Consider the following 16,035-nt stretch of genomic DNA (forward strand, 5'->3'; position numbering starts at 1 on the left):
AATATTTAATCATTCAAATTCAGTGTTTAAAAAATTGATCATTCTTTAATCCTAATTATTATTCGTATTTTTGCGCTTTAGAATTCTAGAAAATGCTTGGATTAAAATTATTAACAGACCCACGTTGGGCGGATATTGCGGAACGAAATTTAGAGGAAATATTAACGGATCATGCATGGTGCGAGCAAAAAGCGGCGACCAATGCAATTACAATGATTGCGTATAATTCTGAACATGACGCTTTTATTCAAGAAATGTCTGATATTGCAATAGAGGAAATGCAACATTTCAAAATGGTTGTCGAAATCATTCAACAACGCGGCTATACTTTGGGTAGAGAGCGCAAAGATGATTATGTTGGACAATTGATGAAATTTTGTCGCAAAGACGGTTCTCGTAACATGGCTTTTGTTGATCGTTTGTTATTTGCAGCGATGATTGAAGCAAGAAGTTGTGAGCGTTTTAGAGTTTTATCTCAGAATATTGACGACGAAGAATTAGCAAAATTTTACCACGAATTAATGGTTTCTGAAGCCAATCATTACACGACTTTCTTAAATTTTGCACGACAACTTTCTACAGATGTTGATGTAGATAAACGTTGGAAAGAATGGTTAGATTTCGAAGGACAATTAATCCAATCTTACGGAAATAAAGAAGCAATTCACGGATAATTTTAAAAATCCGATTAGTATAAAAGCAAAAGTTCAGTGAAATTTCACTGAACTTTTTTTGCTTCATATTTTATCCTACATCAATTTTAGTCTTAATTTTGATTCGTAATTTTGAATAAATCAATCGTATTATGGAATTAGGAATTGGAATGTTTGGAGATGTTCACATCAACGAGAAAACTGGTTATATACAAACGCCACAACAACGCATGGCGGAAATTATAGAGGAAGTAAAATTAATGGATGAACTTGGGCTTGATTTCTTTGGAATTGGCGAGCATCATCGTCAAGATTATGCCGTTTCTTCGCCCGAAATTGTTTTGGCTGCCTTGTCTACCGTTACCAAAAATATTAAGTTAGGAAGTGCAGTTTCGGTTATTAGTTCTTCGGATCCTGTCAAATTGTACCAAGATTTTTCGACTGTCGATAATTTATCAAATGGACGTGTTGAGTTGATGGCTGGTCGCGGTTCTTTTATCGAATCATTTCCTCTTTTTGGTCATGATTTAAATGATTATGAAAACTTATTTGCCGAAAAACTTGATTTACTTTTGAATTTAAACACCAACGAAATCATTAATTGGCAAGGACGTTTTCGTGCGCCAATTGTTAATCAAACCGTTTATCCGCGCCCCGTTCAAAATCAAATTCCAATTTGGATTGCTGTTGGTGGCACAAAATCTTCGGTTGTAAGAGCGGCAACATTAGGTTTACCAATTATGTTTGCTATTATTGGAGGAAATCCTGCCAATTTTGGTCCACTTTTCGAATTATATAAAATGATTTATAATGAAAATGGTCACGATCCTGAAAAAATGCAAATTGGCGTACACATGCATTCCTTTTTTGGAGATGAAACCGAACAAGTTGCTGAGCATTATTTCCCAACATACTCTGCCCAAATGAACAGAATTGGTGCAAGTAGAGGTTGGCCAAAATATACAAAACCGCAGTTTGATTATGGACGATCTAATGACGGACATTTACTTGTTGGTGATGTAAATTTGGCGGTTGATAAAATATTGAAAATGCATGACTTATTTGGTTTAACGCGTTTTTCTGCCCACATGGATGTTGGCGCTCCAAATCATTTGGATATGATGAAATCGATTGAAGTTTATGGAAAAGATATTGCACCAAAAGTTAAAATTGCTTTAAAATAATCTGATTAAATGATAAAAGACACCGAAATAAACGGTGTCTTTTGTTATTTTCGTAGTTTGCAAAATATTTAAGATGAAGATTTTTTTAACTGCCATACTAATTTTAGGAAATGCCGTAATTGCTACTGCTCAAGAAAGTGATTTCAGAACGTGGGGAATTGTAAATATCAATCAAAAAATTGATAAGGATTGGTCATTTCAATCGGATATACAATACCGTGCTTACGAAGATTTAGATCAAATGCAACAATTTATCGTACGCGCTGGAATTGGTTATAATTTAACCGAAAATAACAATACTATTTTGGCTGGATATGCTTATATTCAGAACAGAACACCTACTTTAGATGACGATTATTCTCACAGTCATGAACATCGTTTGTATCAACAATTTAATACAAAACATACGATTGATCGTGTTAATTTAGCGCATCGTTTACGTGTTGAAGAACGCTTTTTACAACATGATACACAAGTTAGATTTCGATATCAACTAACCGCAATTGTTCCTTTAAACAACACTAAATTAATTGACAACACGTTCTTTTTAAAGGCTTATGACGAATTATTTTTGCAAGCTGTAAACAATAAAACATTTGATAGAAATAGATTAGGTTTGAGTTTAGGTTACGTAATTTCTCCAAAATTTAGTTTAGAAACTGGTTATATGCTACAAAGTCAGAAAAAATCGCATACAAATCAATTGATGATTAGTTTGACGATTAATAATTTATTATAAATATTAATGTATAAAATAATACCAAGGAATATCAAATTTTCCTCGATTTTCTGCTACTTTTAGCTTTTCTCTTTTAAAACTTGAATAATATTTTTTGTAATCTACTTTTATCTTTTTTTCTCTAAATTTATTGTTCCAATCTTCAAGAACTAAATAATAACTTGATCCTCCTTTTCTTTTCTTCTCAATTTTTCTTAAAATTGTAGTTTCATAAATTTGAGCAGAAGATTTATCATACATACAATTTATTAAAATGACTGAAGAAAAGCAAAATGCTTCAATTAATAGTATAATAAAAAGATTATAAATTAAACTTTCTTTTTTAGAAATCAATTCAATAAAATTATTAAAATAGTAGATTGTTAGAATTAATATTGCAATAACAATTGAAGGAAGCCAAACATTTTTATAATCTATTACATTATAATCAATAAAATTTATACCTATTATTCCAAAACAACTGAACATAAAACCAATTGAAATAGTCGGAAGATTTTTTCTTATTTCTGGTTCTAACGAAATAAGACCTCTATTGTATCTAACTAAAAATATACAAAAAACTGGATAAATAAAAGAGATATAAATTAGAACCTCTTTAAAATATGGAGATAAAAATGTTGTCAATCCCAATATACATCCTAAGACATTAACTAACAAAGCCATTTTTTTGAGTGACTTTAATTGATTTAAATCTTGTTCGATCATACTAAACACTTTATATTAATAAAATTCAAAAATCCACTCAATTGAGTGGATTTTTGAATTTTATATTATTTTTTTCTACTTAAGATTCACAAGAAGAACAAGAAACTAAATTAGCAACTAATTCTTTTGAAACTGATTGCGAACGTTGGTAATATAATGTTTTAACACCTAATTGCCACGCTTCTATCATCAAACGGTTAACTTCTTTAACAGGTAATTCTGCCGGAATATTTAAGTTTAAAGATTGTGATTGATCTACATATTTTTGACGAATCGCAGCTTGTTGAACAATTTCTAATTGAGAAATTTCTTTAAATGTTTTGAAAACATCTTTTTCTTCTTGCGTCAATTCGGCAACATGTTGCACAGAACCTCCATTCAACATAATTCCGCGCCAAACATCCTCGTTATCAATTCCTTTTTCTTGCAATAATTTTGTTAGGTATTTATTTTTACGCATAAAATTACCTTTCGATAATCCTGCTTTATAATAATTAGATGCAAACGGCTCAATTCCTGGAGAAGTTTGTCCTAAAATTGCAGAAGAAGAAGTTGTTGGTGCAATTGCTAACGTTGTTGTATTACGTCGTCCATAACCTTTTAAAACGTCTGGTTCACCGTAAATACGCGCCAATTCTTCTGTTGCTCTATCTGCTTTAGATTGTATATGTTTAAAAATTTCTGTTGTGCGTAATTTTGCCTCCATTCCTTCAAATGGAATCATGTTCCGTTGTAAATAAGAATGCCATCCTAACACGCCCAATCCTAATGCACGGTGACGTTTTGCAAAACGATTAGCTGATGCTAAATAATGATTTCCTTCTGTTTTTTCTATAAATTCTTGTAAAACTGCATCTAAAAAGAAAATAGCTAATTTAACTGCTTCTGTATCTTTCCATTCTTCGTATAACTCTAAGTTCATAGAAGATAAACAACAAATAAATGATTCGTCTTCGTTAGATGGTAACATAATTTCCGAACAAAGATTAGATGCATTAATACGCATTCCTAAATCTTTATAAACTTGCGGTTTATTTTTATTGACATTATCTGAAAAGAAAATATATGGTAAACCTTTTTCTTGACGAGATTCTAAAACTTTTGCCCAAACTTGACGTTTATCTGCATCACCATCAATCATTTCTTGCATCCAATAATCTGGCACACAAACGCCATAAAATAAATTTTGGATAGAACTACCGATTGATTTAATCTTTAAAAATTCTTCAATATCTGGATGATCGATGTCTAAATATGCCGCAAAAGCGCCACGACGAGTAGATCCTTGCGAAACAACATTCATCGCAGAATTAAATAATTCCATAAACGAAACCGCACCACTACTTTTACCATTATCCGTAATTGTTGCACCACGTTCGCGTAACTCACCAAAATAACCAGAAGTTCCACCTCCGATTTTAGTTTGCATAATTACTTCTCCTAATTTATGCGTAATTCCTTCGATACTATCCGGAATATGAACATTGAAACATGAAATTGGTAAACCTCTTTCTGTTCCCATATTTGACCAAATTGGCGAAGATAAACTCATCCAACCACGCTCAATCATTTCTTTAAATGATTCTTGCAATTCTGGTTTATACAGACGTTTTGCAGCCGCAGCTGTTATACGATCAATTGCTCCTTCTACTGTTTCTCCTTTCAACAAATAACCTCTGTTCAAAATTTGCTCTGATTCTGAATTTTTCCACCATAATTTAGGTGTTTCGCCGTCAAAAAATGTATTCTGAGTTTCTTCGTGTGAAATTGGATTATCCATAGTTTTAGAATTTTATTGATGTGATATTTTAATAATAGTTTTGTGTTTTTGATAAAAAATTTTATGCTTTAGAATAAATCGTCAGCCGAAATACTTTTATCATGTTTTGTGTAATCTACAGGACGTTTTGCAAAGAAATCATCTAAACTACTTGCAAAAACTTCTTCCTCAAACCAAGCCATTGGCTTAAATTGTTCTGGAGAAATATGAAATATTTTTTTGTATCCAATTTTAGAAATTGCTTCGTCAATACGGTATTTCATGTAGTTTAATAAATCTGCTTTAGAATAATACTCAAACTCTCCTTTCTCAAAAATCCAGTCCAACATATTTGCTTCTTGCGCTATGTATCCATTAACTGCATTCTCAACCCAATTTTGGTCTAATTCTACCGGTAAAAGGCCTTCTTCTTTTATTTTATTAATCAAGTAAATACCTGCATTTGCGTGTATTTGCTCGTCTGTAGATGTCCAAGCAATAATATTTGCCGTGTTTTTCATTAATCCATCAAAACGTGTAAACGCTAAGATATTCGCAAATTTTGAGAACAAAGAACTGTCTTCGATTACTAATGCAAAGAATAATAATTTTTCGACAATAGATTTATTTTCATCGCGCATAATTTCACTCACAAAAGTATTGTAGCTTTTGAAAATTGGATTATCTAACGCAACGCTAAATTCGTCCAAATAACCATTCACTTCTAATATTCTTGAGTAAGCTTCGCTGTGTCTAAACTCGCATTCTGCAAAAGTAACACCTAATCCGTTTAACTCTGGTTTTGGAAAATAGTGGTATAAATCTCCCCAAAATCCTTTTACAGTAACTTCAACTTGTGCAATTGATAAGATAGAACGTTTGTGTATTTCGCGTTTTACATCATCTAAATTCGCATGATAATCTTGGATATCCGAAGTAAAATCTACTTCGCCGTGTACCCAATATGCTTTCTGAATTGCTTCTGTAAATGTTAAAATTTCAGGATATTCAAAAGGTTTATAATTGACTCTTTTATCAAAAATTGACATAGTTATTCGGGCTTTTTAGATTAATAAATTTTAGTAAATGCGAATTAATGGTGCTTTTAAAATTAATTTAAGCAGTTGTAATTTTTTTAAATATTGAACCTCAATAGACTTACAATTTCGCTTTATTTACTCATCGGTTCTTTCAAAATTAATACAAGATTTTACAATTAAAAATTTATCAATCCTAAAAAAATAAAAGGTTATCAACAAGTTGTTAATTAATTGTTTTACAGTGATTTAATTTTAATTAATTTCTTGTTATAAGTTAAGTATAATTTTGAAACTTCAAAAAATAATTCAGATTATTTTTCTGTAAATAACAAAAAAATAGGCAAGTTTTATGTAAAACTTGCCTACCAATTCTTATAAAAATTTTTGATTATCTCGCTATATTAACAGCTCTCGTCTCACGAATTACTGTTACACGAACCTGACCTGGATAAGTCATTTCGTTTTGAATTTTATCAGAAATTAAGAAAGATAATTCAGCAGCTTTTGCATCGTCTACTTTATCACTTTCTACAATCACACGTAGCTCACGACCTGCCTGAATTGCGTATGCTTTTTCTACACCATCAAAATTAAGTGCTGTAGCTTCTAAATCTTTCAAACGTTGCATGTACGATTCTACAACTTGGCGTCTTGCACCTGGACGAGCTCCAGAAATTGCATCTGCAACTTGGATAATTGGAGATAATAAAGATGTCATCTCAATTTCATCATGGTGAGCTCCAATTGCATTAATTACATCTGGGTGTTCTCCGTATTTTTCTGCCCACTGCATTCCTAAAATTGCGTGAGGTAATTCTGATTCTTGTTCTGGTACTTTACCAATATCGTGTAATAAACCTGCACGTTTAGCTAATTTTGGGTTTAATCCTAATTCCGCTGCTAAAGTTCCTGCTAAGTTTGCAACTTCACGAGAGTGTTGTAATAAATTTTGACCATAAGAAGAACGATATTTCATGCGTCCTACAATTCTTACTAAGTCTTTGTGTAAACCATGAATTCCTAAATCAAGGATAGTTTTCTTACCAATCTCTATAATTTCGTCTTCAATTTGTTTTGTCGTTTTCGCAACAACTTCCTCAATACGAGCAGGATGTATACGGCCATCAGTTACCAAACGGTGTAATGATAAACGAGCAATTTCGCGTCTTACTGGATCAAAACAAGAAAGTATAATTGCTTCTGGCGTATCATCCACAATAACCTCAACACCTGTTGCAGCTTCTATTGCACGAATGTTACGACCTTCACGACCAATAATTCGACCTTTTATTTCATCCGACTCAATATTAAATACAGAAACTGCATTTTCTATCGCTTGTTCAGTTCCGATACGTTGTATAGACGAAATTACAATTTTACGTGCTTCATTTTTAGCATCTAACTCAGCTTCTTCCATAATTTCTTGGATATGAGCTTGAGCTTTTGTTTTTGCTTCGTCTTTTAAAACTTCAATCAATTCTGTACGTGCTTCTTCAGCAGAATAATTTGCAATTTTTTCAAGTATTTCTACTTGTTTTTTGTGCATTGTATCTACTTCTTTTTGCTTTGTATTAAGCTTTTCTGTACGAGATTGAATATTTCCTTTCTCAGATTTAATCTGATCTTTTTGTTTCTGAATTTCTGATAAGTCCGTTTTTATACGTTCTTCGCGTTCTTTTACTTTTAGTTCAGAGTCTGCTACTTTTCGTTCGCGTTGGTTTACGACTTCTTCGTGTTTAGATTTTAACTCTAAAAATTTTTCTTTCGCTTGAAATATTTTTTCTTTTTTAATGGTTTCACCATCTTTTTCAGCATCATTAATCAGTGTTTGAGCTTTGCGAGTTGCTTCATCAATTAGATCTTGGTTTTGTTTGTCTACCGACTTTTTTGATAAAAAATACCCAACTACAGCTCCTACGATTAATGTAACAATAGCAATAATTATTGTTGTCATTGTGTCCATAGATTATGTAATGTTTATATATAAAAAATCCTACACTAGTAAAGTATGTTTTGAGTTAACTCCTGAAAACAGGATTTGAGTTAGTCCGTCAGTCAAGTATCCGCTGTCAATAAATTGAACCCAAAGGTTGCGGCCCGCTTTTCGAACGGTGTTCACTCGGTAACAAAATTAAATGTTGAGTTAACCAAAATAGCTAGAACTAATGTAGGAATATTGTTAATTGTACAGTTTTGCAACTGTAAGAACTTCTCGTATTTATTTTGTGATTGATTGATCAATCAATTCCAATAATTTAGAAATGCGTTCTGTTGTCATTTCTTCATTATCTTTTACTTGCTTTTTCAATTTTGCTTCGCGTATAGCCAATTGTATGGTTACCATTGCAAGTGCGTCTTGTTTGTCAGATACAGCGTATTTTTGTTCAAATTGTTTCAAAATATGGTTAATTTCTTCTGCGCATGCAATCACCATTTCTTCTTCATCAGAATTTACCGTCATTGGATAATGACGTGAAGCAATTTTTATCTCAATTCGTTGAGTTGACATTCTTTTTTATTAATTATTAGTTTTAATTTGAGCGATGCAAGAATCCACTTCTTTTATCAATTTATTCATTCGTTGCTTCATCATTTGTTTATACTCCTGATTTCCGCTCATGGCATTTACGACTTTTAATCGCTTTACCTCTTCATTCAAATTTAAGTTATTCGCCTGCGAATCTCTCAATTTATTTTTTAACCTAGCGTTTTCTTCCTTCAGAGAATTCAATTCTTTTTGAAAAGATTCAAATTCTTTTTCCGAATTATTCGCCCGTTTCAATATATCGTTATTATTCTCTAACTGGCTTAAAACGCTTAAAACTTTGTCTTCAAGTTCTTTAAATTTCACCATTTTTTCCATCTCCAGAGAATTTCAATTATTCTAGCTTCTATTGCAAAAATAGTATTTTTTTACATGTAATCAATACAAAAACCTAAATTTTGTCAGTTTTTTCTTATTCTTTTGACAAATAGACTTTTAGTTAAGATTTCGTTTTAATTTCTCGGTTTTTAAAACGTCTCAACACATACTTTATCACAAAATACAAAAATAATACCGAAAGAATTGTTGGCAGAAATTTAAAAATAAGAATGATAAACGATTTAAAATAATAAACACCATCTTGCCAACTTTGTCTTAACTCATATACTAAATTGATTTCTCTATAAACCTTGATTTCTGATTGTGGTAAAATTGTCGATACAACATGTGGTTCTTCAGACAATTTATAATCAATTGTTGCATAATTAATTCCATCATTTATCAATGCTTTATTTACTTTATTCTCTATTTGTTTTGATATTTTTACGGATTGATTTTGTTCATTTTTAAGCTCATTTTCATACTTCTCAAATGTCATTTCTTCGTTATTAATTAAAATATGATCGATTATAATACCTTTTCCCAATGCAAATTTGACATGCTCGCGCAATTGATTGGCAGGAACTTTAAGCTCAATAAAATTTGTTTGCTGAATTTTCTCCATCTTTTTTATTTGCTCCGCAGAAATATCAACTTGATCCGAATCTAAAGTTTGATTATTTAATTCGCTATTCAATACAAAACCCTTCAAATCAATTGCATTTTGTTCTATTTCTTGTGCATTTTTCATCACATCAGCCACTTTCATTTCAATTAAAGCATTCGATTTAAAAACCTTTCCTTCCACTTTAGGATTCGCAGCATTAGAAATTTCTATATCTGTAGCCGCTTTATTTTCCATTTGGGCAGCACTTTCGTTTCCTTCGTATTTTTTACAACCAACTATTGATGCAATAATTAGAATTGAGAAGATTACTTTTTTCATTTTCTTTGTTTTTAAAGTTTGAGTTAAAATTAGTCGCTCAACTTTCAAAAGGTTTAGACAAACTCTTCACTTTTTCTTGTTATTTATTTTACAAATACAATCAATTTAAAATCAATTAATTAATTCTATTTTACAAAGAATTATACTGAAATTATTTTCAGATATTCAAAAGTTTAAGGAAGTTTGTAAAAGATTTATTTTATTTTTAGCTGAATTGTTAATTTATTTTAGAAAAAGAAGATGAAACTGATAAAACCAATTATCCTAAACCTATTATTAAGCACTGTTGTTTTTGGACAACGTGCTGAACAACCAAAACCTGAAACTTATCCAAAAAATGTTTTTCAAAATCCTTTAGAAATTGCTAATTATTTGGCAGGAAACTTTGGCGAATTACGCGCCAATCATTTTCATGCTGGTTTAGATATAAAAACACAACAACGTGAAGGTTTAAAAGTAAAAGCCGTTGGCGATGGCTACATTTCGCGCATTAATATTTCGCCAACTGGCTACGGAAATGCCTTATACATCGATCATCCGAATGGATACACGTCTGTTTATGCGCATTTGAGAGAATTTACGCCAGAATTGCAAGAATATGTGCGTAAACAACAATATGCAAATGAGACTTTTAAAATAGAATTGCATCCAAAACCAAATGAACTACCTATAAAATTGGGCGATTTGATTGCTCTTTCCGGAAATTCTGGCGGTTCAGGCGGGCCACATTTACATTTTGAAATTCGTGACACAAAATCGGAAGAACCAATCAATCCATTTTACTTCGGATTTGATTTACCTGATTCAAGAAAACCATCTATTTCTGGTTTATACGCATATCCAATTCTTGGAGATGTTAATCAAAAAACAAGTCGCGTAGTGGTTGCAAATGGAGGAATAATTTCTGCTTCTGGTAAAATTGGTTTTGGCGTAAAAGCTTATGACAAGCAAAATGGATCAGAAAACAACAATGGTATCCATCAAATTAATATTACTGTAAACGACGAACCAATTTATACATTTACGGCGAATCGTTTTTCTTTTGACGAAGCAAGAGCCATAAATAGTGTTTGCGATTATGGCGATATACAACGTAATAATAGTTGGGTTTATCAAGGTTTTGTGAAAGATGGAAATCCGCTTAGATTGTTCTCAAATTTAAAGAATAATGGAATTTTAGACGTTGTTGACGGCGAAACATATAAAGTAAAAATTGAAGTAAAAGATTATGCAGGAAATGCGTCTACTTCGCAATTTACAGTTAACGGAAAAGCTTTTGTTGATTCAGCTAAAATGCCCGAAATTAATCCGATTGCTTGGAATAAAGAAAATCATTTTAAAGCAGATGGAATCGAACTATTTTTTCCGAAAAGTATTTTTTATGAAGATTTTGATTTAGGTTATAAATTCTCAAATAATAAACATTGGGTTGGAGATGCAAATTTCCCCGTTCATCAAAATTATATCATCGCAATAGATCCAAAAGATATTCCGACAGCGCAGTTAGACAAAGCTGTGATTGTTAGAGAATATCAAAAAAGAGGCGTTTGGAAAAAAAGTTACGAAACAACAACATTGAAAAATGGGAAGCTTGTTGCGGATGTAAAAGATTTTGGTGTATTTTCTATCATGCTTGATAATACTAAACCAACAATTACTCCGTTAAACATCAAAGAAAATAGTCAGTTTTCGCAAGCAAATACAATTATTCGTTTTACGATAAATGACGAACATTCAGGAATTAAAGACTATAAAGCCTTTATAGATGGTAAATGGGTTTTAGCCGAATATGATCAAAAAATAAAACGATTAACAATTAATCTAACAAAAGAAAACATTTCGGTTGGCGACCATCAATTAGAACTAAACGTGAAAGATGAAAAAAACAACACAGCAACCTACTCTACGTCATTCAAAAAGATTTCTTAGCACAATAAGTTTATCTTTATTGGGCGGACTTTTATTTGCACAGACGGCACAAGTTACCGGAAAAGTTGTCGACGAAAATAGAATCCCGATCAGCGAAGCTGAAGTTATATTGAATGATAAATCTTATTATACGGATCAAAACGGAAATTTTAAAATAGAAATCCCGTCAAATCAATCTGTAACCATCACATTCAACACAAATGGTTATTCATCTTTTGCGCAAACTTTAAATTTAAAAGATAAAAATAAGAAAGAGATTTTTGTTCAATTGGTTCCAGATAAATCCAATGCAATTCAATTAGAAGAAACGACAATTACATTTCAATCCAATAAAAATAAACCTTTGCAAAGCACAACTTTAAGCGCTGCGCAAATGCAACAAGGACCAAGTTTAACGGGCGGAGTTGCAGATTTATTGAAAACATTGCCTTTCGTAAATTCGAATACCGAATTAAGTTCGCAATATATGGTTCGTGGTGGTAATTACGACGAAAATTTGATTTACGTAAATGGAATAGAAGTTTACAAACCACAATTAATTCGCTCGGGCGAACAAGAAGGTTTAGGTTTTGTAAATCCGGCTATGACAGAGTTTATTAATTTTTCTGCTGGTGGTTGGGAAGCAAAATATGGCGACAAAATGTCTTCTGTTTTAGATGTTACTTATAAACGTCCAAAGAAATTTGAAGGTCAATTAGAAGCAAGTTTAATGGGCGGAAGTTTAACACTTGGAGGCGCTTCTAAAAACAAAAAATTGTCGGCAATTGTTGGTGCACGTTATCAAAACAGAAATTTAGTTTTAAATACACTAAAAGGCGATACCAATTTCAATCCACAATATTACGATGTACAAACCAATATCAATTATAAAATAAATGATAAATGGAATGTTTCGTTTTTAGGAACAATGTCGCGTTCGCGCTACGAAATGGTTCCTTTTAAACGTGATACTTACATCAATGCAATTGATAATCCGTTGTTATTAACCGTTTTTTACAATGGTAAAGAAGATGATAAATTTGCTACAGAAACGGGAAGTTTATCGTTTACATTTCAACCAAATTCTAGTTTAGATTTAGGTTTAGATGTTTTTGCATATCATTCTAAAGAACGCGAATATTTTGACATTCAGGGTTCATATTTTATTTCAGAAGTTGACCAAGATGGTAATGCAACCTCAACAAACGATGTTGGTTCGCAAATAGACCATGCACGTAATAATTTTGACGCTTTGGTGGTTGGTGTACAACACAAAGGAAAATTCAAAATCAATACAAATAATAGTGTCGAATGGGGATTTAAATATCAACAAGAAGATATTCGCGATTTATTGGGCGAATGGCAAGCGATAGATTCGACTGGATATGTTATCAATCCAAATCCTTCGCAAGGTTTACATTTAAATTATTACGTTAATTCTAAAAATAATTTAAAGACAAATCGTGTTTCAGGTTACGCGCAATACACAAGCAAATTTATGTGGAATGATGCGAAAGTGATGTTTAACGCTGGTGTTCGCGCTGCTTATTGGGATTTTAATGACGAAACAACAATTTCGCCACGTGCGCAAATTGCGATAAAACCTGATTGGGAAAGTGATATGTTATTTCGTTTTTCGACAGGTTTATACTATCAACCGCCATTTTATCGTGAAATTCGTCGTTTAGATGGTTCGTTAAATGATCAAGTAAAATCGCAACAATCTATTCATTTCATTTTCGGAAATGATTATGAATTTAAATGGATGGATCGTCCGTTTAAATTAACAACTGAATTGTATTACAAAATCTTAAACGATTTAAACCCTTATTACGTAGATAATGTTCGTATTCGTTATACGGCTGACAATAATTCAAAAGGTTATGCTTACGGACTTGATATGCGTTTGTTTGGACAATTTGTTCCTGGAATAGATTCGTGGTTTTCGGCGTCTTATGCACGTGCATATCAAAATATTGATGACAAAGGAAATATTCCTTTACCAACTGACCCACGATTCAAAATCTCTGCATTTTTCCAAGATTATATGGAGTTTTTACCATCATTCAAGGTTAATGTTAACTTAATTTATGCATCTGGTTTACCAAACGGAGCGCCGCAATTTGCAGATCCTTACGCTTATCAAACAACTTTAACGGATTATAAACGTGTAGACATTGGTTTTGTAAAAGAATTGGTGAATCAGAAAGAATTAAAACCATCAAAAAGTTCATTCTTTAGTAATTTTAAAGAAGTTTCGATTGGTGTAGATGTTTTTAATGTTTTTGACATCAAAAATGAAATCAGTAATTCTTGGATTACAGATGTTAACACACGAAATGTGTACACAATGCCAAATTATTTGACAGGACGTTTTCTTAATGCGAAAGTCAATTTTAAATTTTAATCAAAAAAAATCATATAAATTTACCAAGCACTTCTTACGACAGAAGTGCTTCTTTTTTATTGTAAAATCTGACAAAACGACACTCAATGCGCATTGGCAAACTATTTGATTTATTCAAAACGAAAAAAAATAAGATTATGTCTGATCAAAATATAAATGAAGAATTAATGAATGAGCATCTTTCTGAAGATCAAGTTCAGGAAACAGAAAATCAAACAGAACAAAATGAGACTTCTGGTAAAACTGAATTAGAAATTGTAAAAGAGCAATTAGCAAAAGAGAAAGATCAGTATTTAAGATTATTTGCAGAGTTTGATAATTTCAAGAAAAGAACTTCTCGCGAAAGAATCGATTTTTTCAAAACAGCAAACAAAGAAGTTGTAACAGCTTTATTACCTGTTTTAGATGATTTTCAGCGTGCAATGGTTCAAATTGAAAAATCTGACGACAACGGTTTACAACAAGGTGTAGAATTAATCTACAATAAATTAAACGAAACTTTACGCACAAAAGGCTTAAATGTAATCGAAGTTAAAGCAGGTGATGATTTTAATACTGATTTACACGAAGCTATTACTCAAATTCCTGCTCCTACAGAGGATTTAAAAGGAAAAGTTGTAGATGTTGTAGAAACTGGTTATTTATTAAACGATGTTGTAATTCGCTACGCTAAAGTAGTGGTTGGAATGTAATTATATTAGAAATGTCGACAAAAAGAGATTACTACGAAATATTAGGTGTTGAAAAATCAGCAGCACCCGAACAAATAAAGAAAGCGTACCGTAAAAAAGCCATAAAATATCACCCTGACAAAAATCCAGGTGACAAAGAGGCAGAAGAAAAATTTAAAGATGCTGCAGAAGCATACGAAGTTTTAAGCGATGACAACAAACGTGCTCGTTATGACCAATATGGTCATGCAGGTATGAGTGGTGCTGGAGGCTTTGGCGGAGGTGCTGGAGGCGGAATGAATATGGAAGATATCTTCTCTCATTTCGGTGACATTTTTGGCGGAGGCGGATTTGGTGGTGGATTCGGAGGTCAATCTCGTGGTCCTCGCCGATTAAAAGGTTCTGATTTACGTATTCGCGTACGATTGAACTTAGAAGAAATGGTTAACGGTTGCGAGAAAAAAGTAAAAGTTAAACGTTTTAAACAAGCCGATGGCGTAACCTCTAAAACATGTCCTAGCTGTAATGGTTCTGGACAACAAGTTCGTGTTACAAACACATTTTTAGGGCAAATGCAAACGGCAACAACATGTTCTACTTGTCAAGGTATTGGACGTGTTGCAGATAAAATTCCTGCTGGCGCAAATAACCAAGGATTAATCAAAACTGAAGAAACAATTGAGATTAAAATTCCTGCTGGCGCAAGAGAAGGTATACAATTACAAGTTCGCGGAAAAGGTAATGACGCGCCTTTTGATGGTATTCCTGGCGACTTATTAGTTGTGATTGAAGAAGAAGAACACGAGTCTTTAAAACGTGATGGAAACAATTTACATTATGATTTATATGTTTCTGTTCCGGATGCAATCTTAGGATCATCAAAAGAAATTCCGACTGTTAACGGAAAAGTAAAAATTAAAGTTGACAAAGGAACTCAATCAGGAAAAGTATTGCGTTTAAAAGGTCAAGGTTTACCAGATTTAAATGGATACGGAAAAGGTGATTTATTTGTTCATGTTAACATTTGGACACCTACTCATTTATCAAAAGAACAAGAAAGTTTCTTTGAGAAAATGAGAGATGATGAACATTTTTCTCCTGAACCGTCTAAAAATGAAAAATCGTTTTTTGAACGTGTAAAAGATATGTTTCAGTAATTA

Annotated in this window: 14 protein-coding genes; 7 read left to right on the forward strand and 7 right to left on the reverse strand. The window is 32.1% G+C overall.

The window, feature by feature from the left end:
• Positions 1–92: 92 nt before the first annotated feature.
• The 3 genes from BM072_RS08670 (at position 93) to BM072_RS08680 (ending at position 2,576) form a co-directional block, all read left to right on the forward strand.
• A complete protein-coding gene (locus BM072_RS08670; protein ID WP_092908277.1) occupies positions 93–674 on the forward strand; it encodes a MiaE family protein in 582 nt (193 codons plus the stop codon).
• A gap of 131 nt (positions 675–805) precedes the next feature.
• Positions 806–1,837: an LLM class flavin-dependent oxidoreductase gene (locus BM072_RS08675; protein WP_092908278.1), complete on the forward strand. Its 1,032-nt coding sequence runs from the start codon at positions 806–808 to the stop codon at positions 1,835–1,837.
• 73 nt (positions 1,838–1,910) lie between these two features.
• Positions 1,911–2,576 carry a DUF2490 domain-containing protein gene (locus tag BM072_RS08680; RefSeq protein ID WP_092908279.1) on the forward strand — a complete coding sequence of 222 codons (666 nt, stop codon included), beginning with the start codon at positions 1,911–1,913 and terminating at the stop codon, positions 2,574–2,576.
• Between the two features lie 3 nt (positions 2,577–2,579).
• On the opposite strand, the gene BM072_RS08685 is transcribed toward BM072_RS08680, so the two are convergent.
• The 7 genes from BM072_RS08685 to BM072_RS08715 form a co-directional block, all read right to left on the reverse strand.
• Entirely contained in the window at positions 2,580–3,281 is a 702-nt protein-coding gene (locus tag BM072_RS08685) for a hypothetical protein (protein ID WP_092908280.1), read from the reverse strand.
• Positions 3,282–3,360: 79 nt separating this feature from the next.
• Positions 3,361–5,061 carry a ribonucleoside-diphosphate reductase subunit alpha gene (locus BM072_RS08690; RefSeq protein WP_092908281.1) on the reverse strand — a complete coding sequence of 567 codons (1,701 nt, stop codon included), beginning with the start codon at positions 5,059–5,061 and terminating at the stop codon, positions 3,361–3,363.
• Positions 5,062–5,129: 68 nt separating this feature from the next.
• The gene (locus BM072_RS08695) at positions 5,130–6,089 is read right to left on the reverse strand and encodes a ribonucleotide-diphosphate reductase subunit beta (RefSeq protein ID WP_092908282.1); all 960 of its coding nucleotides are present in this window, start codon (positions 6,087–6,089) and stop codon (positions 5,130–5,132) included.
• A 379-nt stretch (positions 6,090–6,468) separates the two neighbouring features.
• Positions 6,469–8,043, reverse strand: a complete 1,575-nt coding sequence (rny, locus tag BM072_RS08700; protein WP_177190289.1) for a ribonuclease Y — start codon at positions 8,041–8,043, stop codon at positions 6,469–6,471.
• Positions 8,044–8,298: 255 nt separating this feature from the next.
• Positions 8,299–8,589 carry a cell division protein ZapA gene (locus tag BM072_RS08705; protein ID WP_092908283.1) on the reverse strand — a complete coding sequence of 97 codons (291 nt, stop codon included), beginning with the start codon at positions 8,587–8,589 and terminating at the stop codon, positions 8,299–8,301.
• 9 nt (positions 8,590–8,598) lie between these two features.
• A complete protein-coding gene (locus BM072_RS08710; protein WP_092908284.1) occupies positions 8,599–8,943 on the reverse strand; it encodes a hypothetical protein in 345 nt (114 codons plus the stop codon).
• Between the two features lie 121 nt (positions 8,944–9,064).
• On the reverse strand, positions 9,065–9,889 hold the full coding sequence (locus BM072_RS08715) for a hypothetical protein (RefSeq protein ID WP_125112854.1): 825 nt from the start codon (positions 9,887–9,889) through the stop codon (positions 9,065–9,067).
• A gap of 240 nt (positions 9,890–10,129) precedes the next feature.
• Here BM072_RS08715 and BM072_RS08720 point away from each other — a divergent pair, with 240 nt between their 5' ends.
• The 4 genes from BM072_RS08720 (at position 10,130) to dnaJ (ending at position 16,032) form a co-directional block, all read left to right on the forward strand.
• The gene (locus BM072_RS08720) at positions 10,130–11,818 is read left to right on the forward strand and encodes a M23 family metallopeptidase (RefSeq protein WP_092908286.1); all 1,689 of its coding nucleotides are present in this window, start codon (positions 10,130–10,132) and stop codon (positions 11,816–11,818) included.
• On the forward strand, positions 11,766–14,204 hold the full coding sequence (locus tag BM072_RS08725; RefSeq protein ID WP_092908287.1) for a TonB-dependent receptor: 2,439 nt from the start codon (positions 11,766–11,768) through the stop codon (positions 14,202–14,204). The genes BM072_RS08720 and BM072_RS08725 overlap by 53 nt, the downstream gene beginning before the upstream one ends.
• A gap of 137 nt (positions 14,205–14,341) precedes the next feature.
• Complete coding sequence (locus BM072_RS08730) at positions 14,342–14,896, forward strand: nucleotide exchange factor GrpE (protein ID WP_177190290.1); 555 nt, start codon at positions 14,342–14,344, stop codon at positions 14,894–14,896.
• 11 nt (positions 14,897–14,907) lie between these two features.
• A complete protein-coding gene (gene dnaJ / locus BM072_RS08735; protein WP_092908289.1) occupies positions 14,908–16,032 on the forward strand; it encodes a molecular chaperone DnaJ in 1,125 nt (374 codons plus the stop codon).
• Positions 16,033–16,035: the final 3 nt, after the last annotated feature.

Origin of the sequence: Algoriella xinjiangensis, assembly GCF_900115015.1 — a bacterium.
Lineage (GTDB): Bacteria > Bacteroidota > Bacteroidia > Flavobacteriales > Weeksellaceae > Empedobacter > Empedobacter xinjiangensis.